This window comes from Paenibacillus agricola (assembly GCF_011440305.1).
GTDB lineage: Bacteria > Bacillota > Bacilli > Paenibacillales > NBRC-103111 > Paenibacillus_S > Paenibacillus_S agricola.
Map to the genome: position 1 here is coordinate 71134 of NZ_JAAOIW010000010.1, position 20073 is coordinate 91206.

Below are 20073 nucleotides of genomic sequence, written 5' to 3' on the forward strand. Positions count from 1 at the left end.
AGGAAAATGAATCAGCCTATTCCAGAAATTTCTATGGTGATTCCGGTATATAATGAAGCCGTTCATATCGGTCATTCCCTGCTATTAATTGAAGAAGAGCTTAAGCGTATTACCTTTTCATATGAGATTATTGTCATTGATGACGGTTCGAAGGATGATACTTGGCAGCAGTTGGTGCTAGCTGGCGACCGGTCGGCGCATTTCACCGGAATACGCCTTAGTCGTAATTTTGGTAAGGAATTGGCTTTGTGTGCGGGTTTGGAGCATGCACGTGGACAAGCCGTCATTGTTATGGACTCCGACCTGCAGCATCCCCCAGCCCTATTGTCACGAATGATTCATCTGTGGCGAGAGGATGGTGCTGAAATTGTGGAATGTGTAAAGTTTGACCGAGGCAAGGAGTCTTTGAACAAATCGTTCAGCTCGGCGATTTTTTACAGTGTGCTTAACACCTTATCTGGATTCGATCTGCGCGGCGCTTCCGATTTTAAGCTGCTAGACCAAAAGGTCATTCAGGCTTGGAGGGAGATGCCGGAGAGGAATATGTTTTTTCGTGGCATGACGACATGGCTTGGCTATAATCGAGTACAGATTCCCTTTGAGGTAGCTGAGCGTGCAGGCGGAAAAACCCAATGGCCATTTAGCAGCTTGCTGAAGCTGGCAGTTCATGCAGTGGTTTCGTTTTCGTCCATTCCTTTGCGGTTTGTCAGCTTATTTGGATTTGCTTTTTTGCTTGGTGCTATTATTCTGGGTATCCAAACGTTGTACCAGAAATTTATTGGCGATGCTGTGACCGGGTTTACGACAGTCATCCTGCTGCTGCTTGTTGTGGGCAGTGTCATTATGATTTCGCTTGGCATCATTGGTGAATATATTGCCTCGATTTATAATGAAGTAAAGGGAAGGCCACGATATTTGGTCAGCCAAAAAATCACCAGTAAAACGGCAGTGACAGAAGTGGCTTATCAAGTAAGTAAAGCGTTATGAAGCGGCTTTTGTTCAGATATGGAGCCGTCGGTTTATTAGGAACCTTACTTCATTTTGCTGCTTTGTATGTATTGGTGGAAGCGTTCGGGTTCAATCCGGTACTAGCCTCCACGTTGGGGTTTGTACTGGTTTTGCTTATTTCTTATTTGATCAACAAACTTTGGACTTTTCAGGACTCACCCTCAGGCTGGAAGCCATTCCTGAAATATACAGTCGTCTCGATGGCTGGTTTGTTACTTAACAGTGGAATTATGTATACTGCGGTGGATTGGCTGCATTTCAATTATTTGATCGCGCAATGCTTCGTCGTTGTGGCGGTACCTGCGTCCAATTTCCTTTTTAATTATTACTGGACCTTCCGCCCGGAGGACAGACATTCGCAAGCATGAGCGTAAAGGTGAAGTTTATGGGAAGCATATGGAAAACAAGTCGTCCTTGACTCTTCCATGGATTCGGCTTATAATATTAAAAAAGTACAACAGATGTAACTGCAATGATGAGGACGAAGTTGTAAGGGCCCTTATGATCCAGAGAGCAGCGGATTTGCTGAAACCAATGCCATTAATCCCTTATATACGAGCTCACCTCGGAGCTGTTTTCCTGAAAAGTATATTCTTCTAGAATATAGCTATTAGGGAAAAACGGAATCGCACACGTTATCGTGCTAAGGTATAACAGCTGGATAGATCTGCTGCGTACCTGTCAAGGTTATTTGCTGTGAGGCAGGTAACAAATTCTGGGTGGTACCACGGAAGATTAGAACCCCTTTCGTCCCTTCAGACGCTTATTTTGCGTTTGGGATGAGAGGGGTTTTTCGCGTTTCCAGTTTACGAGAGGAGGACAAATCATGATCGTTCAAACTACCAAGAAATCTAAAGAACAGTTGCACAAGGAACTGCTTCAACCGGATGTAATTACAGGATCGGAAATGCTGCTTCGCAGCCTACTGTTGGAGGAAGTGGATTGCGTCTTTGGTTACCCCGGCGGAGCGGTATTATATATTTATGATGCGATGCATGGCAATCCAGACTTCAAACATCTGTTGACCCGCCATGAGCAAGGTGCTATACATGCAGCTGACGGCTATGCGCGTTCTACCGGAAAAGTTGGGGTCTGTATTGCGACCTCGGGACCTGGAGCTACCAACCTGGTTACGGGGATTGCTACAGCTTACATGGACTCGGTACCGCTCGTAGTCATTACGGGTAATGTTGCGACTACTGTGATCGGAACGGATGCTTTTCAGGAAGCAGACATTACCGGGATTACGTTGCCCATCACGAAGCACAGCTATTTGGTAAGGGATGTTAAGGATTTGCCGCGTGTGATTAAAGAAGCTTTCCATATTGCTTCTACAGGTCGTAGAGGACCGGTATTGATCGATATTCCTAAAGACGTTTCCAATGCAGCAGCGGCATTCTATTACCCTGAGAAGGTAGAGATTCGTGGTTACCATCCTACGGTTCAGCCTAATAAGCTGCAAGTCGATAAAATGCTTGAGGCGATTACCGAGGCGAAACGCCCTGTTATTTTGGCTGGTGGCGGCGCTGTATACGCGGATGCATCCAAAGAACTATTGGAGTTTGTTGAAAAGACACAAATTCCCGTGACGACCACGTTACTTGGATTAGGCGGTTTCCCTAGCGCGCATCCATTATGGATGGGCATGCCGGGTATGCATGGAACCTACACGGCAAACCATGCCTTGCAGGATTGTGACCTACTCATTGCAATCGGAGCCCGCTTCGATGATCGGGTAACGATGAAAGTCAATGGATTTGCTCCAAAGGCATTAAAGATTGTCCATATTGATGTGGATCCGGCAGAAATCGGCAAAATTGTTGAAGCTACGATTCCCGTTGTTGGCGATATTAAAGCGGTGCTACAGCTTGCCAACCTGAAGGCGAAGAAGTCGCAATCAGAGGATTGGATCCAGCATATTCAAGAAGACAAGAGGAACCACCCACTGCGCTATAAGGATTCGGACACGGAGCTGAAGCCGCAATTTGTTATTGAAATGATCCACGAAACCACGAATGGTGATGCTATTGTTACAACAGATGTTGGGCAGCATCAAATGTGGGCGGCACAATATTACAAATTCAACAAACCGCGTTCATGGATTACATCAGGTGGCTTGGGCACGATGGGCTTTGGCTTCCCATCCGCAATCGGCGCACAAGTAGCTAACCCAGATCGTTTGGTTGTATCAATCAATGGTGATGGTGGCATGCAAATGTGCTCGCAGGAGCTGGCGATTTGTGCGATTAACAAGATTCCTGTTAAAATAGTAGTTATTAATAATCAGGTGCTTGGCATGGTACGCCAATGGCAAGAAATTATCCATGAGAATCGCTTCAGCCATATTGATTTGGCTGGCAGCCCCGATTTTGTTAAGCTTGCGGAAGCTTACGGTGTAAAAGGCTTGAGGGCGACTAACAAAGAAGAAGCCCGCCGTATGTGGCAGGAAGCATTGGATACCCCAGGTCCGGTGCTCGTCGAATTTTTCGTCCGCAGGGACGAGAATGTGTACCCGATGGTTATAGCTGGTACAACGATCGATCAAATGATAATGGGGGATTCGGAATGATGATTCATAAACATACGATTTCCGTACTAGTTAATAACCAGCCCGGCGTGCTGCAACGGGTTTCCGGCCTGTTCGGCCGCCGAGGCTTTAACATTGAAAGTATTTCGGTGGGCGAAGCCGAAGAGCAAGGCTTGTCCCGGATGGTTATCGTAACGACAGGGGACGATAAAACCTTGGAGCAGGTATCCAAACAATTATATAAATTAATTGATGTCATTAAGGTTATCGATTTAAGCTCGAACCCGATGGTTGCCCGTGAGCTGGCTTTAATTAAAGTACATGCGGAGCCGAGCGTGCGCCCAGAGATTTTTGGCTTGGTGGAAACGTTCCGTGCCTCGGTAGTCGATATTAGTCCCAACTCACTAATTATCCAAGTGGTGGGTGATGCCTTGAAGATTGAAGCGATGGCTGAATTATTGAAGCCTTACGGAATCCGTGAGCTGTCCAGAACAGGCATCACGGCTATGGTACGCGGTATAAGCAAGTAAGGGATTGGAGCAAAGCTTCAATCAAGGTTGCGAATAATTAAGCTGAGCCACAGTATTTTCGAGTAAGTCAAGCCGTTCCATTTTTCAATCGATTATTATTAATGAAAGCGACTTTGTAAGTGGGCGATAGAGCGAATAAAGGAAAGTTGTTCGTTGTATCGCCCACTTACAGGGTTTTAAAATTAAAGGAGGCAATCATATCCATGGCAGTTACAATGTATTATGAAAAAGACGCAGATCTTAACGCACTAAAAGGTAAAACAATCGCAATCATCGGTTACGGAAGCCAAGGCCACGCGCAAGCGCAAAACTTACGCGACAGCGGTCTTAAAGTCGTTATCGGACTTCGTCCGGGCAAATCGTTTGACCAAGCGAAAAATGACGGCTTCGAAGTATTCACAGTTGCTGAAGCTACAAAGTTGGCTGATGTTGTACAAATTCTTTTGCCTGATGAAACACAAGCAAGCGCATACCACAATGAAATTGAGCCCAACCTGAAGCAAGGCGCAGCGCTTGTGTTCTCTCATGGCTTCAACATACATTTCGGACAAATCAACCCTTCGGCTGATAAAGATGTATTCATGGTTGCTCCTAAATCCCCTGGACACATGGTTCGCCGTGTATACGTGGAAGGCTTTGGCGTTCCTGGATTAATCGCTGTCTACCAAGATGCTTCTGGTAAAGCGAAAGACCTGGGTCTTGCTTATGCTAAAGGGATCGGCTGCACACGCGCAGGTTTGATCGAAACTTCTTTCCGTGAAGAAACCGAAACCGACTTGTTCGGTGAGCAGGTTGTTCTTTGCGGTGGTACGACTGCATTGGTTAAAGCAGGCTTTGAAACACTGGTGGAAGCTGGTTATGAGCCTGAGATTGCTTACTTTGAGTGCTTGCACGAATTGAAGCTAATCGTTGACCTGATGTATGAAGGTGGAATGTCCACAATGAGAAGCTCGATCTCCAATACAGCCGAGTACGGCGATTATGTATCGGGTCCTCGCATTGTTACTGACGAAACCAAGAAAGAAATGAAACGTGTGCTTACCGATATTCAACAAGGTAAATTTGCTCGCGACTTCATCTTGGAAAACCAATCCGGCCGTTCATTCTTGACAGCAACTCGCCGCATTGAATCCGAGCACCCTATTGAAAAAGTCGGTAAAGAATTGCGTGAATTGATGCACTGGATCAAAAAGTAAGCATCTCCCATTATGAGCAACCGAATGGTAACTAAACATTCTGTTGTTTGATAAAAGGGGCTATACAGATAACTGAGGTCGGCTTGAAGGTAATGGGAATGTTTACGGCGGTAAGTCCTCCGGTTTCTCACCTTCGGGCCGTACCTTTTTCTGCTTAAAGACGATGTAAATTTTCTTCGAAAATTAAGTGATGCTTACGAAGCTAGTTTTCTTCGAAAACTTTCAGGAGGTGACCCACCCATGAGAAAAATATATATATTTGATACGACACTGAGAGACGGGGAGCAATCACCAGGCGTAAACCTCAACATGCAGGAAAAGCTGGAAATTGCCCTTCAGCTAGAACGGCTTGGTGTTGACCGGATTGAGGCTGGCTTCCCAGCAGCATCTCCAGGCGATCTTGCTGGTGTTAACGCAGTAGCCCGTGCGATCAAGAACGCTTCGGTCATTGGCCTAGCGCGTTCGCGTGAGCAGGACATCGATGCGGTTGTTGAGGCGCTAAAAGGGGCGCAGGATCCATGTCTGCACTTATTCCTGGCTACATCGCCCATTCACCGTAAATACAAGCTGAAGATGGAAAAGCAGCAGGTATTGGAAACCGCGGAGAAGGCGATTCGCTATGCGAAAAAATATTTTGATAAAGTTGAATTTTCTCCAGAGGATGCAGGGCGGACAGAGCTGGATTTCCTGTGCGAAGTCACCGCTATGGCGATTCGTGCTGGTGCTACGGTCGTCAATATCCCGGATACAGTGGGCTATTTAAATCCGAGCGAATTCGGTAATATTTTCAAAGTATTGAAAGAAAATGTGGTCGGCATCGAAAAAATCCAATTGAGCGCACATTGCCACGATGATCTCGGGATGGCTACAGCCAATGCTTTGGCTGCGGTATTGAATGGTGCCGACCAAATCGAAGGTACGATCAATGGAATCGGTGAACGTGCTGGTAACACGTCGCTAGAGGAGGTTGCCATGGCTCTTGAGACAAGGCAGGACTTCTTTGGGGCCAAGACTTCACTGGTGCTGGGCGAGATTGCCCGTACAAGCCGTTTGGTCAGCAAACTGACAGGTATGGTCGTGCCAGGCAACAAAGCGATTGTAGGTGCCAATGCGTTCGCCCACGAATCCGGTATTCATCAGGATGGAATGCTCAAGGAAAAAACAACCTACGAAATCATGTCGCCGGAAATGATCGGATTGAAAGAAAGCACGCTCGTGCTGGGCAAGCATTCCGGTCGCCATGCTTTCCGTGAAAAGCTGATTGATTTAGGTTATGAGCTATCCGACGAACAGGTGAATATAGCTTTTGGGAAATTCAAAGATGTAGCCGACAAGAAAAAGGATGTAACCGACGAGGACATCCGTGCACTGATCGAAGAAAAGCTGATTGAAACGCCAGAGGTCTTTACGCTCGATAAGATGCAGCTTTCGTATGGCAACCAATCGATTCCTACAGCTACGATTCGCGTTAATACGCTTGAAGGCGGAGCGGTTGAAGAAGCAGCCGAAGGAAATGGATCGGTAGATGCGATCTATAAGGCCATCGACAAGGTAACCAAAGAAGAGGTGGAGTTGGAGGATTACTCCATTAAATCGGTTACCCAGGGCAAGGATGCGCTAGGCGAGGTTCATGTTTTAATGCGCCAAGGCGACTATTCCGTCCAAGGCCGCGGCGTAAGCACCGATATCTTAGAAGCAAGCGCCAAGGCATATATCGATGCGATCAACCGATTGATTGAGAAGCGCAAATCACCGGCTCGCACGCGCAATAGCCGTGACAATGTGACTTTGATTTAACCTAAAACGCTCCAGATTAAGTGCCTTCCGGCTCTAAATCTGGAGTGTTTTTTATGAGTAATGATGCGATTCTAGTATTGTTCATTCTATTGGTCATCATTACTCGCAGTTGTTTCTAAACGAATTGATTATGTAATAGCAAAAAGCCCCCGGCATCCGAGGGCTTTCCCTATGCAGGGAAACGATACAAAGCTGGAGCCGTGTTTAAGGCGGCTTATACGCTGGGTGAAAATGATAGTTCATCATGCTTGGCATGCTAATTGCTTTTACCTATGAAGATCATAGCTTTTATATCTTTGTATTAGGGAGCGGAATGTGGTAAAAGTAGAGTATACTACATGAAATCTAGGAGTGAATCGAATGGCTGACGTAAAAAAGATCGCAGTAATTGATGGAGATGGAATCGGACCAGAGGTTGTGGCCGAAGCGTTAAAGGTAATGAAGAAAACTGAGGAAATATTTGGTTATCGTTTTGAAACTGAACATGGCTTGTTTGGCGGTATTGCTATTGATGAAAAGGGAACGCCGCTTCCACAAGAAACCTTAGAAATGTGCAAAAAATCCGATGCCGTGTTATTAGGTGCTGTAGGCGGTCCGAAATGGGACAACAACTCCAAGGAGCTTCGTCCAGAAACGGGCTTGCTGGCTATCCGTAAGGAGCTTGGCTTGTTCTCGAATATTCGCCCTGCTGTTATTTTTGACTGTCTAAAGGATGCTTCGACTCTAAAGCCCGAAGTTCTTGAAGGAACGGACCTTATCGTAGTTCGTGAATTAACCGGGGGGATTTATTTTGGTGAGAAATTCCGTCGCGAGGGCGCGAATGGTCTAGAAGCAGTTGACACTTGTGTGTACAATGTCATGGAAATTGAGCGTATTGCCCGTCAAGCGTTCGAAATCGCACAAACCCGCAGCAAAAGGTTGGCATCAGTTGATAAAGCTAACGTGCTGGAAACTTCACGCCTGTGGAGAGAAACGGTTATCCGCATATCTGCTGATTACCCAGATGTAGAGCTTGAGCATATTCTGGTTGATAACTGTGCGATGCAGTTGCTGCGCCGCCCGTCCAGCTTTGATGTAATCGTTACTGAAAATATGTTCGGCGATATTCTAAGCGACGAAGCCGCCATGCTGACTGGCTCCATTGGTATGCTTTCCTCCGCTTCCTTAGGCGAAGGCGCATTCGGATTGTACGAGCCCGTACATGGCTCCGCTCCTGATATTGCAGGTCAAGGCATCTCGAACCCAATCGCTACCGTGCTTTCTGTAGCCCTGATGTTCCGCTTGACGTTTGGCTACCACGATGCTGCCGAAGCGATTGAACGCGCAGTTAAAGAAGTGCTTGACGCTGGCCACCGCACAGGCGATATTGCTGTCGATAAAAGCAAAGCAATCGGTACGACGGCAATGGGTGATTTGATCGTAGCAGCAATCAGAAAAAATCCGAAATAATCGGATTCAGATTATAATCATTATAAAATAATAATTACTTTAATCTTGACTTTGCCGAAGGCAAATGGTACGATTTTAGTGAAGAAATCATACAATTCCGGGAGGTAATAAGTAGATGGCAGAACGTTTGGTAGGTAAGCAAGCCCCTGATTTTACAATGGAAACCGTAACTGGGAACGGCGCAGAATTCGGTAAAGCTTCTTTGTCCGACTATAAAGGCAAGTGGTTGGTATTGTTCTTCTATCCACTAGATTTCACATTTGTATGTCCGACAGAAATTACTGCTTTGAGCGAAGCTTATAATCAATTTAAGAAGCTGGATACCGAAGTACTAGGCGTATCCATTGATAGTATCCATTCCCACCGTGCTTGGATCAATACTCCAGTAGACAGCAATGGCTTGGGTAAGCTGAACTTCCCATTGGCTGCAGATATTACGAAATCCGTAGCACGCGATTACGGCGTGTTGATCGAAGAAGAAGGTATCGCACTTCGCGGCTTGTTCATCATCAACCCTGAAGGCGAATTGAAATATGCTGTAGTTAACCATAACGATGTAGGTCGCAGCGTAGATGAAACTTTCCGTGTATTGGAAGCTTTGCAATCTGGCGGTTTGTGCCCAATGAACTGGAAAAAAGGCGACAAGCACCTAGTTGCTAACTAATAGCGACATGTAACGCAAGGATTGGTATTTCAAAAAATCCCTTTGGCCTGCTATACTGCAGCTAGAGGGATTTTTATTATGCTTACGAAGAAAGTTTTGCTAAAGCAAAGCTCTTAGGAGGATTAACATTGGAGATTGAACAAAGCTTGAAATACAGTGAAAATCATGAGTGGGTTCGTGTCGAAAGCAACCTCGCCGTGATTGGCATGACGGAATTTGCCCAAGAAGAGCTAGGCATCATAGTATTCGTTGAGCTTCCCAAGATCGGCGATATATTGAAAGCCGGCGAGCCCTTCGGCAGTATGGAATCGATCAAGACAGTATCGGAGATGTACGCACCGATCTCGGGTAAAGTGGTCGATATTAATTACAAGCTGCAAAAAGATCCTGGAGCGATCAACACAGCACCGTATGAAGGCGGCTGGATGATCGTGCTAGAGGTTGCGGATACAGCGGAGATTGAGCAGCTTTGGGATTATGACAAGTATCAGGATACGTATATAAGGGCGTAGCGTAACCATACGCTCCCATAATCCGCTCGTGCTGAAAGCTAACTTAATGGCAAAGCCCAGATAAAGCGTTGCTCACGTTGAGATGACGCAGGGCTTTTTTGGCATATGCACTAGGAGCAGCTATATGAATAAATGGCCAGATGATGCCAGTAACAAAAGGCTGCGCTATCTCCATCGGGAGGCAGCGCAGCCTTTTGTTATTCATATGCAATTGGCTATCAACTTATTTATCGTTAGCGAGTTTTAGCTTATCGGCTAGCTGCTTGAACTTTTCACGATATTTAACAACGGCCAACACATAAGTTGCATGCGACCATGTTAATGGGGCTACGGAAACCGGACCTCCATCGAATGGATCTAGCTGCTCAGGCAGGATGCCGCTCTCGATCGCGTGCTTGACAACCCATTCCAGCGTCTGGCGAGGTTTCGCCAAATCGGCAACCGTTTTGGCGCATTCAATTTCCCACTCAGCGATCCACAAGGTGCAGATAATCCATGGATTGCCTGGAACCTTCTCAATATCGGAGGACCGTTGGAAATAGTAATCATGATAATAACGCGCCACGCCGCCAATTTCGGTTTTAATGGTCAGCTTTTCCTTGTTGGCTTCCATCGTTTTGACAACACGCTCATCATCAGCTGGCAGCACGCCAAATTCAAAGATACCGTAAACACTGCTTTCATAGGTAAGGTCTTTGACCCATTTGCCATCTTCTTGATGCAAGCCGCGGACGAAACGTTGCTCATCCTCGTCCCATAGATGCTTCAAGATTCCTGCTTTAATCCGCTCGGCAGTATGCCGGTAGCGGCTGCTGCGCTCTTCATCACCGAACAAGCTACAGAAGTTAGCAGCGGCAATCAACCCGCCATAAACCGCTGAGGTGGTAAACGTGAAAATGCCGTAGCGTTCCTCCCATAGATCGTAGCTTGGTTTAGGTAAGCTCAAATCCTGGTCGATATAGCTTGACATAAACCGGGCTGCGCGGCGAATCAATGTGCGGTATAACGATTGAGGAAGCTCAAGCACGCCATGCTTCTCAAAGTCTTTCCAAAGCGCGAAAATGACCAGTGCGGTTTCATCCTCTTGGATCGGAAGCTGTTCTTGTCCTGCATGGATATAGGGATGCCAGCTAGAACCAACCGTTCCATCGGGATTGTACTTATGGTGCAAGTAGCCTTCCGGGGAAAGCACATTAGCGCAAAAATGGAAAAAAGGTGTAATCATCCCTTGGTAGCCGGCCATGGACATGGCATAAGCGATTAAAGCACCGTCTCTTGGCCACATATAGCTGTAGTGGTCGCGGTTACTATGCATGATGTCGGAATCGTTAGCAGCGATAATAGCGCCGTTAACATCCGTTTGTGTGCGAACAATTAGCAAGCTATGCTTGTACATACGGATGACTTCGGAAGGCAAATCGCCGTAATCCTGCTCCGATTTGTTAACCCAACGCTGCCAGTATATTTTAATGCGGTCCAATAGCTTGCCGGGATGACTGTCTTGGACGTACGAATTAAGCTTTTTGACTTCCTCAAGGTTTTTACCTACACTCATCCAGTAATACATCGTTTCATCCGATTGTGGAGGGACATGCAGGCGGAAGCTGATTGTACTGTCAACAGAGCCTTGAGCAATCGCATTGCCCATCAAATGGCCGTCTTCAGCGTCTCTCCATGTGCCTTCGGCATTATAGAAACGTTTAACGCCTGTTGTGTATTGATAAACGCCATCTGGACCTGTGCTGCCGCTGAACATGAAATACTTGTCTTTTTTATAATGGAACACCGTATTGTTGGCAGGATAGTAAGCAGCTGTATCGCCGACTTCCGTTTCATTAATGACAAGATCCTGATTGAAAAAGACGCGAACTTCACGTACAGTGTCACGACTGTTATGGATTTTAATCCGTTTTAAATAAATATCTTCACGTTGATGTACGCCGTCATTGATTAACAAGGTAATGCCCAAATGAGGGTGTGTGGCTGTAACTTCTGTTATTAGTGATTCTTCGACATAAGACAGCTTAAAATCCCAGTCGGGGTCGCTAAGCCATGCAAAGTCGCCATCAACCCATATGCCCACTCTGCATTGATACCCGCCTACATGGTTTAATTGCCCAACGTAGGGATAGTATAAGTCTCGCATGTATGTATGATTATCCAGGTTGATCAAAAACTTTCCGTTCCCGATGACTAATTGCCGAGGCATCCGCCCACACCCTTCCGACTTACCTAGAGTTAACTTCTTTTTCTAGAGTACCTTTTTCTTCCTAGACGGTCAATCCCGTAGAGCTAATGAAAGCGGATACCGGGTGTTTTTACGTATATTTTCGCGTTTAGTCGCTAAATTTCGCGAAAGTTGATGTGAAAAAAAATCCTATCCATAAAGTAGGGATTAACAAATTGAAAAAAAAGTAGTTATGGAGGAAGAAGTATCCTGCCATACTACTTTTTTGTAACCAGCTATGCTTGCTTCGCTGTTTGGCCTGCTTCGCAAGTTAATTCCATGATGAAGTCATAAGGCTTATCTGATAAAAGAAGCTTTTGAATTTGCTCTTGCCCAATGTCTTTGCAAACGGTTATAGCTCCCGCGTGAAAATGGACATATATTTGCGAAGCTTTGCCGTCATAGCTGACAAAGGCGATTTGTTTGGAGCTTACTGGAATCACTTGCATAGTACTCCCCCTTTAAATTGAAATGATATAAGTGGAAATAGAAAAAAATGCGAATGGAATGGAGGTAGCTGTTGCCAGATGCTTTGTTCCCTATTTTTTTATCGTCATGGTTCAGTTTATGCGTGGTGATATAGGTTTAGAATTAGCCTAATAGGGATATAGGAAAGGATTGGTTTGTTATTTGTCCTGCAAAAAAAGAGGATTTTTAGACCTCATCGTCGAATAAGATTATAGAGTACCGCTTTTGCAGGTTAAATAAGGAGGCGTGAATTTATGAGTTTTTGCTGTGGCGCCAGTATGATTGGAACCAAGGGAACCTTAAAGCATATCCGAACGCAAATACATAACGTACCGTTATTGTTTTGCCCGGTTTGTCATCGTGTCGAAGTGCATCACCTGGTTGAAAGCGAGTATGGAATTTTGGCTGAATACGCCCATGGAGATGGCGCGTCCGAGGTTGATTTTCATGAATATGTAGATAACCGCAGCCAAGCGGAATTATATGAGAACAGTGTCAACAATGAAGATGAGGATCCGATGGATGTCGTCCGTTGCCAGATCGATATGTCGCTGGATTTGTTAGTCGTGGCCAAGAAGTTTGAAGATACCGAATGGGAAGAGCAGCTAAAGAAGCGGCTCAATACCTTAAGTAAACGCCAAAGCAAGCTGAACAGCAAAAAGACTTCCAATGGTGCTGTTTAAGCTTATTAATAAGTAGCTTCGTCAATAAATAGCCTTGTAAATTAGTCGTACGGTTAATGAGCGCAAGCACGCATCCAAGTGTATCCCGCAGGGATGAAAAGCGTCCCAAGAACATCATAAGTCTCGAATCCGAACAAGGGAGTCCAGAGGGCAACGCCCTTTGGAGCCCTCCTTCTAAGAGGGTTTGGGAGGGTAAAAAAACGCCTACAAGAAGGCGTTTATTTTTTTGCTTACATGTGAAATAAGTCCTAGATCGACCCCCCTAACCAACGTCCCATTAACGAAAATATATAGCGTGTGAGGTGGAACAGATTGCTGCTCGTTTTATTTAAGAAATTTCTTGGAAAACGTCAGACTTCCCACCCGGGTTCCACAGAAACGATACCTCCTGAAACATTGGTCATTCAAATTCAAAAGGGTAATTTAAAGCTACGAAACCAATTTATTACCGATTACCAGCCTTATGTGGCAAAGGTAACGAGCCGTTTTTGCAAGCGTTATGTAGATCCTGCCAGAGATGATGAGTTTAGCATTGCATTGGCAGCATTTAATGAAGCTATTAACCAATTTTCAGCAGAATCGGGCCGCTCCTTTCTAGGCTTCTCTGAGCAGGTTATTCGACGACGGCTCATTGACTATGTTCGTAAGGAACAGCGGTTTTCGCAGCAATTGCCCTATAGTATGTTTGATGTAGAGGACGAGGAAGATAATGTTATCAACCCGGTAGAAATCCATCAGGCAATTGAGCAATACGAAAAACAAAAAGGCATGGAGGAGCGGGCCAGTGAAATTATGGATTTAAATCGGTATTTGGCCGATTATGGGATTCGTTTTTCGGATTTGGTGGAGGCGTCACCTAAGCATGATGACTCAAGACAAGCTTTGTTTGCGATTAGCAAGCTGTTGTCAGAGAATGAGGGGTTTATGCAAACGATGGTTTCAAAGCGGATGCTGCCCATCAAAGAATTGCTGGATGTAGTAAAAGTTTCGCGCAAAACCTTGGAAAGAAACCGCAAATTCATTATTGCTGTGGCATTAATATATAGTGGCTCGTATCCATACCTCCGTGATTACTTGCATATCAAAGAGGAATCTAATGAAGGGGGAGAGCATGATGAATAAAGGCATCGTGATGGAGTTGACGGACAAGAATATTATCGTTATGCGGGAAGATGGCAGGTTTGATAAAATCTCTCGCCAAAAGCGTTCTTGCCAAATAGGTGAAGAAATTATTTACGCCGATACCAGAATGAAATGGACGGGTCCGTCGATAGCTGCCCGCTCCGCTTTGGTGGCGGCAGTTGTTTTCTGCCTTGTAGTGATGGCTAGCTTTGCAGGCAAGATCGGGCACTCCGAAGTCGTTGCTTATATATCGCTCGACATTAATCCTTCTATTGAAATGGGGATCGATGAGAATGAACAGGTTCTAGAGCTCCGCGGCTTAAATAATGATGGAAACGAGCTTATTGATCAATTGGCTTTTAAAGGAAAATCTTTGGAGAATGTCACGGCTTCCCTCTTAAACAAAGCGGAAGAAAAATCATTGGCTAAAGGCGAAGGCGATATTGTCATCGCAAGCTCTGTCGTGACAGAGAAAAGTGCTGTAAACGATACGAAAATTGCCGAAAAGATGCTTCAACAGGTAACCGAGCATATTAAACAGGCACATCCCGAGCAAGTTCATGCTTATCAAGTAGAATCTTTTGCCGCTCCACAGGAAATTAGGGAGGAAGCTAATAAGAGCGGTGTTTCAATGGGAAAATACTCGGTGTATTTGAATGCCAAAAGTAATGGGATCGCGATAACCGTTGAAGATTTGAAAAAAGAGTCGATCCACCAGTTCGTAAAAGAGACGGCCATGGAAAACGAAAAAGTAAACGCCAAGGAAAGCGGCAAAGAAGTCACTAAGGATAGCTCCAAAGAAAATACGAAGGAAAACGCAGATAATAAATCCGTAGTTCGCATGCCTAAACAAGCTCCCACCAAAGAATCGATTAGACAATTGATTCAGGATGAAAAATCGGGAGAATTGGATAAGAGGCTGGACGAGAAGAAAAAAGAACAATTAGCTAAAAACAATGAGAAAAATGACAATAACAATACGAATAACAACAATAGCAGTAATAAAGATCCGAAAAAAACCTCTGGCTCAAGCAATGACACTTCCAATAACCTTACTAACAAATCTAATAATAGCTCTAACAACTCAAATAATAGCTCTAACAACTCAAATAATAACTCGAATAATTCGAATAGCAGCAAGAAAGACGAAAAAACGGATGACCGTAAAGACGATAAGAAAACAGCCTCTCCAACAACCAGCAACAAACCGATAAATTCAGCTTCTACCATCCAGTCCGCAACAAAACCAGCAACTATAAATTCAGGCGCGGGTCGCCAGACCGATAGCAAACAAAATGATAACAAGCAAATTGACACTAAAAAGGACGACGATAAGGACGATGACAGAAAAAAGGATGATGATAAAAAAAACGAAGATAAAAAAGTAGAGGATAAGAAGGCAGAGGATAAGAAGACAGAAGACAAAAAGACAGAAGATATGAAAAAAGATGATGATAAAAAGTTAACAGATAAGCAGCAAGAAGGTATTAAAAAACCAGAAGACCAGAAAAAGCTGACTGATGTGGAATCAAGACTTGAAGAATTCAAACGGCTGGCTGAACAGAAAAGACTGGAAGAAGTAAAGAAGCAGGAAGAAGTAAAGAAACAGGAAGAAGTAAAGAAACAAGAGGAATTAAAAAAGCTTGAAGAAAAAAAGAAGCTGGCTGAGGAAGAAAAGAAAAAAGCCGATTCCAAAAAAATAGATGACCGCAGCAAAGACAGCGATAGCAAGAAGGACTGGGACACATCCAAGACTGAGGAATCTAAAAAGGATGATACCAGTAAGAGATAAAGAAAATAGGGGTTGGAGATCAAGAAATGCTGCAAGAAATGCTGGCAAGAGACCAGGCAAGTAGCTTGTGCGATATCATGCACAGGCTATTTTTTTTTGAGCCATTGTTTTATAATATCAGGGGGACTAAGGCTTGATAGACTAGGAGAGTTGAAGTAGTTAGCAAAATGGGAGCGGAGGAACGCAGGAATGAGATACAGCTTATTTGGCCAAACGGGGTTTGAGGTATCCGCACTAGGCTTCGGTGCCATGAATTTGCCAGGGGTTCCCCTTGAGCAGGCAAGAGAAACGCTTAACTACGCACTTGACCATGGGATCAATTATATCGATACAGCAGCGGCATACCGCAATAGTGAAGAGATTATCGGAGAAACGATATCGCATCGCCGCGGTGAATACTTTTTGGCTACGAAAACGAATAAAAGAAGCTATCAGGAAGCCAAGGAAGAGATCGAACGAAGCCTAGTCAGGCTGCGCACTGATGTTATCGATCTATTGCAAATTCACTATGTGAATTATGTGAGTGAATATAAGCTAGCTATGCAGGATGGGGGCGCCTATGAGGCCGCTTTGGAGATGCAGGCCCAAGGCAAGGTGCGCCATATTGGGATAACTGGCCATAGACCTGAGCTGCTGGCAAAGTGGATCAGCAAAGGGCAATTTGACCAAATCCTGTTTCACTTAAATTTGGCACAGCCATTTGCCTTGAAAGAGCTGATCCCTATGGCAACTAAGCTGGGCATGGCCAAGGTAGCGATGAAGCCATTATCCGGCGGCTTTATTCAACCGGTGGAAAAAGCGCTCCGTTATCCTTACAGCCAGGATGTACATGTAACCATATCTGGGATGGTCAGCGTCGATGAGGTGAAGCAAAATTTGGCCGCTTTCGAGCAAGAGGTGGGCGATGTGGAACGACTCGAAATGGAGCAGCTATCCGTTGAGCTTGGAAGCCACAACTGCCGCCGCTGTAATTATTGCTCTTGTCCGATCGGTGTAACGATACCGGATATTATGATTTCCAGCCAAATCCGCAATACCTTAGGCCTGCTGCCTAAAGGCGATGGATTTTATGAAAAGCAGAAAAGTAACATCCTGTCCTGTGCGGATTATGAGCCCTGTAAGGAGCGGCCTCTATGCGAGGAGAAATGTCCATACCATCTGCCAATGCGGAAGGTCGTTATGGAGTCTGCTTCTTATTTTGCCTAAACGTCGAGTAACCGTATGTTGCTAAACTATAGATGTATAAACAACAAAAATGCTGCCTCGCTCCACAGATGGGCGGGCAGCATTTCAGATGGTGATGGATTAGGTTCTCTGTCATGTAGATGATATCCATAAAGATTACGCGGAAATACTGCTGCTGCTATTGCTAGTATTAGTAATGAGAGAGCTTGAAGCAACCGCCATAATTAAGGAGATCTCTTCGAGGTCCTTCATTTGAATGACGAAACGACTGACTTCCTCTGTAGTATAAGAAAGATTGGTCGTCCGCATTGCTATTTGGGCAAGATCGATTCCGAACCAGCCTGCTTTGCGAGGGTGGGGACACAAATCGAATGCGAGAAGCGATAAGGAAGCTGAATCCCCTGCCAAGGGCAAAACTTCTACGGAATCTAATTGTAAATCATTTAAATCAAAGTACAGCTTCCTGCAGTGCCAACGAACAAAACCAGGCTGGAAGGAAATCACAAGCAACGGTTCCCCACCATTGGCAACTTTAATGAATTGAACATTGCTGGCTTTGTTGGCTTTTTTTCCGCTATACAAATATTGGTTCTGCCGAATATCAGGCAATGTTATTACAATAAGAATCGGGATCGCACTTGCTGCATATATAAAAAGCTCGGATTCGAACAACAACGCCAAACCAAGTAGGGCTACGAATAAAAACACAGCACCTGTTAAACTCCATTTTTGTTTATTTGTCATCTGACAAGCATTCCTCCATGTGAATTGTATAATGTGTATATTCTTCGGGGTGTTTCTATTTTAGCATAAGAGAGGCAACAAGTTAAGCAAACATTTATAAAATACCTGGAGGCCACCTGATGAAAAAGAAGATTGGATTGATTGGTCTAGGAGATATTGCACAAAAGGTTTATTTGCCATTGTTAGCAGCCGACCCGCAGGTGGAAATTGCAGGAATTACTAGCCGCACAGCGGCTACAGTGAATCGGATTGCCGACCAGTATCGGATTAGCGGACGTTTTGAAACGGTCGAAGCGCTGCTTGAAAAGAAGCTGGATGCCGTATTTATCCACAGTCCGACAGAGACCCACTATGATGTCGTCATGGCTTGCTTGAACAAAGGAATTGCTGTTTACGTGGACAAGCCACTCTCTTATGAGCTTGGCGAATCGGAAGCCATGGCACGTTATGCGCAAGCGCAAGGAGTGCTGCTAGCCGTTGGCTTTAACCGCCGCTTTGCGCCGATGTACAGCCAAGCCCGGGCATGGCTGGATGAAGCCGGAGGCTTCGAGATGTGTATCGTGCATAAGCATCGAACCAAGCTTCAGGCGCATAGCGCGAAGCACACTCTTTATGACGATATGATCCATATGCTGGATTTATTGCTGTGGCTAGGTGGGGAGGATTATGAGGTAGGGAATTACTTCGAGCGTTCAGATGAGGCTGGAAAATTGCTGGTTGGTGCTGGAAGCTTGGTTTTTAAAGCGGATAACAGACTGGAAGGCCGTACAGAAGACGGAGTGGAAGCTAAAACTGGAGGTTCTATGGGCCAGTTCAGCATGGTACGCCGTGCAGGGGCTGATCTGGAAAAGCTGGAGCTTCATGGTGCCTACCGCTCTGCTGAAGTGGTCAATATGGAAGCAGCCGTGCTCTCGCAAAAGTCCGCTGCTCCACAATCCATAGGCTTCGGCAGCTGGGACACCATTCTCGATCGCCGTGGCTTTGCTGGAATCGTCCAGCATTTCCTAAGCTGCTTGGAACAACCTGAGCTATGCTCTGTTCGTGCGGATCGGGTGCTTCCTTCGCATGAACTTGTTGAGCGATTGAGTCGGCCATAATAGTTAAGCGCTGATCATGGTGTCGAGCCACTTTTGCCGTTGGAAAAGTGGCTTTTCATTTGGCATAAGTAGAGAGTCAGCCAGCTTTTGTTGTATGATAGATGAGTAAAGCTTCTAAAATCGGACGTAAATGGAGGAATGATCCCATGGCAAATCCCATAACGACTCTTCTTACAGGAGCTAACGCACCACTGGCCAAAGAAAAAATGCTGGAAGTAACGATAGAATGGACAGACTCCCCGGCGGATCTGGATGTAAGCTGTTTTTTAATTGGAGAGAGTGGCAAGGTGCCATCGGATGAATATTTTATTTTTTATAACCAGCCAGCTGATCCTGGCTTTCTTGTAGAATATAAAGGGACAACAGGCAATCGCGCGGTATTTTCGATCAATCTGGAAGGGCTGCTGGCGACGGAAATTAATAAATGCGTATTTGCCGCAACCTTGGATGGCCCCGGAACCTTTAAGACTATTAAAGGCTGCAAAATAACGGCGCGTACCTCGCAAGCGGATGTGGTCTATGAAATTAAGGAAGCCGGTGACGAAACGTCACTAGTCTTCTTGGAATTGTACCGCCATCAAGCGTGGCTGAAGGTACGCGCGATTGGCAAGGGCTTTAACGGGGGCTTACAGCCGTTAGCCGAGGCTCACGGAGTCAGCGTGGCCGAGGAGGAGGCAGAGCCCGCAGAGCCCGCAGCCAGCGCTGCTGCGCCAGCGCCAAGGCCTGCTGCAGCGGCAAGCGGCGTGCCTGCGGCTAGCGCTGGTGGTGCTGCATCGCCAGCCAGCAGTCCTGCGGCGTCAAGGCCCGCCACGCCTGCAAGCGCTAATGCACCAGCTAGCAACGCTGCACCAGCGGCGGCTTCTGCAGGTGTGAAGCCCGCTTCGGTGTTTGCCAAGCAGCAAGCAACAGCCTCTGTGTTTGCGTCGCAGCAACCGTCGGACTCTGTATTTGCCAAGCAACCTGCGACTGCTTCTATATTTGCGTCACAGCAATCAGCAGCTTCGGTGTTTGCATCACAACCAAAACGGGCTTAATCAGCAGTCCGATCTGGCCCATGACCAATAACTTGGGT

At 45.7% G+C, this 20073-nt stretch carries 19 protein-coding genes; 16 read left to right on the forward strand and 3 right to left on the reverse strand.

The features are described 5' to 3' along the window. Nucleotides 1–6 precede the first annotated feature (6 nt). The 10 genes from G9U52_RS24320 (at nucleotide 7) to G9U52_RS41000 (ending at nucleotide 9930) form a co-directional block, all read left to right on the forward strand. Nucleotides 7–987, forward strand: coding sequence for a glycosyltransferase (locus G9U52_RS24320; RefSeq protein WP_166153251.1), 981 nt, complete (start codon nucleotides 7–9; stop codon nucleotides 985–987). After that, the gene (locus G9U52_RS24325) at nucleotides 984–1376 is read left to right on the forward strand and encodes a GtrA family protein (protein WP_166153252.1); all 393 of its coding nucleotides are present in this window, start codon (nucleotides 984–986) and stop codon (nucleotides 1374–1376) included. The genes G9U52_RS24320 and G9U52_RS24325 overlap by 4 nt, the downstream gene beginning before the upstream one ends. A gap of 458 nt (nucleotides 1377–1834) precedes the next feature. Then, nucleotides 1835–3577, forward strand: coding sequence for a biosynthetic-type acetolactate synthase large subunit (ilvB, locus tag G9U52_RS24330; protein ID WP_166153253.1), 1743 nt, complete (start codon nucleotides 1835–1837; stop codon nucleotides 3575–3577). Then, nucleotides 3577–4065: an acetolactate synthase small subunit gene (ilvN, locus tag G9U52_RS24335; protein WP_166153416.1), complete on the forward strand. Its 489-nt coding sequence runs from the start codon at nucleotides 3577–3579 to the stop codon at nucleotides 4063–4065. The genes ilvB and ilvN overlap by 1 nt, the downstream gene beginning before the upstream one ends. 203 nt (nucleotides 4066–4268) lie before the next feature. Then, a complete protein-coding gene (ilvC, locus tag G9U52_RS24340) occupies nucleotides 4269–5261 on the forward strand; it encodes a ketol-acid reductoisomerase (RefSeq protein ID WP_166153254.1) in 993 nt (330 codons plus the stop codon). Between the two features lie 240 nt (nucleotides 5262–5501). Further along, nucleotides 5502–7058 (forward strand): 2-isopropylmalate synthase, encoded by a 1557-nt coding sequence (locus tag G9U52_RS24345; protein ID WP_166153255.1) that lies wholly within the window; start codon nucleotides 5502–5504, stop codon nucleotides 7056–7058. Between the two features lie 360 nt (nucleotides 7059–7418). Then, nucleotides 7419–8507: a 3-isopropylmalate dehydrogenase gene (gene leuB / locus G9U52_RS24350; RefSeq protein WP_166153256.1), complete on the forward strand. Its 1089-nt coding sequence runs from the start codon at nucleotides 7419–7421 to the stop codon at nucleotides 8505–8507. A 115-nt stretch (nucleotides 8508–8622) separates the two neighbouring features. Then, the gene (locus G9U52_RS24355) at nucleotides 8623–9171 is read left to right on the forward strand and encodes a peroxiredoxin (protein WP_166153257.1); all 549 of its coding nucleotides are present in this window, start codon (nucleotides 8623–8625) and stop codon (nucleotides 9169–9171) included. A 128-nt stretch (nucleotides 9172–9299) separates the two neighbouring features. After that, on the forward strand, nucleotides 9300–9683 hold the full coding sequence (gene gcvH, locus G9U52_RS24360; protein ID WP_166153258.1) for a glycine cleavage system protein GcvH: 384 nt from the start codon (nucleotides 9300–9302) through the stop codon (nucleotides 9681–9683). 124 nt (nucleotides 9684–9807) lie between these two features. Continuing rightward, nucleotides 9808–9930, forward strand: coding sequence for a hypothetical protein (locus G9U52_RS41000; RefSeq protein ID WP_279538730.1), 123 nt, complete (start codon nucleotides 9808–9810; stop codon nucleotides 9928–9930). On the opposite strand, the gene G9U52_RS24365 is transcribed toward G9U52_RS41000, so the two are convergent. Further along, on the reverse strand, nucleotides 9907–11892 hold the full coding sequence (locus G9U52_RS24365; protein ID WP_166153259.1) for a glycoside hydrolase family 15 protein: 1986 nt from the start codon (nucleotides 11890–11892) through the stop codon (nucleotides 9907–9909). The two genes, G9U52_RS41000 and G9U52_RS24365, sit on opposite strands and share 24 nt — an antisense overlap. 254 nt (nucleotides 11893–12146) lie before the next feature. Then, the gene (locus G9U52_RS24370) at nucleotides 12147–12359 is read right to left on the reverse strand and encodes a KTSC domain-containing protein (RefSeq protein WP_166153260.1); all 213 of its coding nucleotides are present in this window, start codon (nucleotides 12357–12359) and stop codon (nucleotides 12147–12149) included. A gap of 273 nt (nucleotides 12360–12632) precedes the next feature. Between G9U52_RS24370 and G9U52_RS24375 the strand changes: the two genes are divergently transcribed. From G9U52_RS24375 to G9U52_RS24390, 4 genes are all read left to right on the forward strand, one after another. Then, complete coding sequence (locus G9U52_RS24375) at nucleotides 12633–13061, forward strand: hypothetical protein (RefSeq protein WP_166153261.1); 429 nt, start codon at nucleotides 12633–12635, stop codon at nucleotides 13059–13061. A gap of 312 nt (nucleotides 13062–13373) precedes the next feature. After that, nucleotides 13374–14183: an RNA polymerase sigma factor SigI gene (sigI, locus tag G9U52_RS24380; RefSeq protein WP_166153262.1), complete on the forward strand. Its 810-nt coding sequence runs from the start codon at nucleotides 13374–13376 to the stop codon at nucleotides 14181–14183. Further along, nucleotides 14173–15975, forward strand: a complete 1803-nt coding sequence (locus tag G9U52_RS24385) for an anti-sigma-I factor RsgI family protein (protein ID WP_166153263.1) — start codon at nucleotides 14173–14175, stop codon at nucleotides 15973–15975. Before sigI ends, G9U52_RS24385 begins: the two co-directional genes overlap by 11 nt. A gap of 189 nt (nucleotides 15976–16164) precedes the next feature. Continuing rightward, nucleotides 16165–17181, forward strand: a complete 1017-nt coding sequence (locus G9U52_RS24390) for an aldo/keto reductase (protein WP_166153264.1) — start codon at nucleotides 16165–16167, stop codon at nucleotides 17179–17181. A 135-nt stretch (nucleotides 17182–17316) separates the two neighbouring features. Here G9U52_RS24390 and G9U52_RS24395 read toward each other — a convergent pair whose 3' ends face one another. Beyond that, entirely contained in the window at nucleotides 17317–17904 is a 588-nt protein-coding gene (locus tag G9U52_RS24395; protein WP_166153265.1) for a hypothetical protein, read from the reverse strand. Between the two features lie 119 nt (nucleotides 17905–18023). Between G9U52_RS24395 and G9U52_RS24400 the strand changes: the two genes are divergently transcribed. Then, entirely contained in the window at nucleotides 18024–19001 is a 978-nt protein-coding gene (locus tag G9U52_RS24400; protein WP_166153266.1) for a Gfo/Idh/MocA family protein, read from the forward strand. Nucleotides 19002–19147: 146 nt separating this feature from the next. After that, the gene (locus tag G9U52_RS24405) at nucleotides 19148–20035 is read left to right on the forward strand and encodes a TerD family protein (protein ID WP_166153267.1); all 888 of its coding nucleotides are present in this window, start codon (nucleotides 19148–19150) and stop codon (nucleotides 20033–20035) included. The last annotated feature ends 38 nt before the right edge of the window (nucleotides 20036–20073 follow it).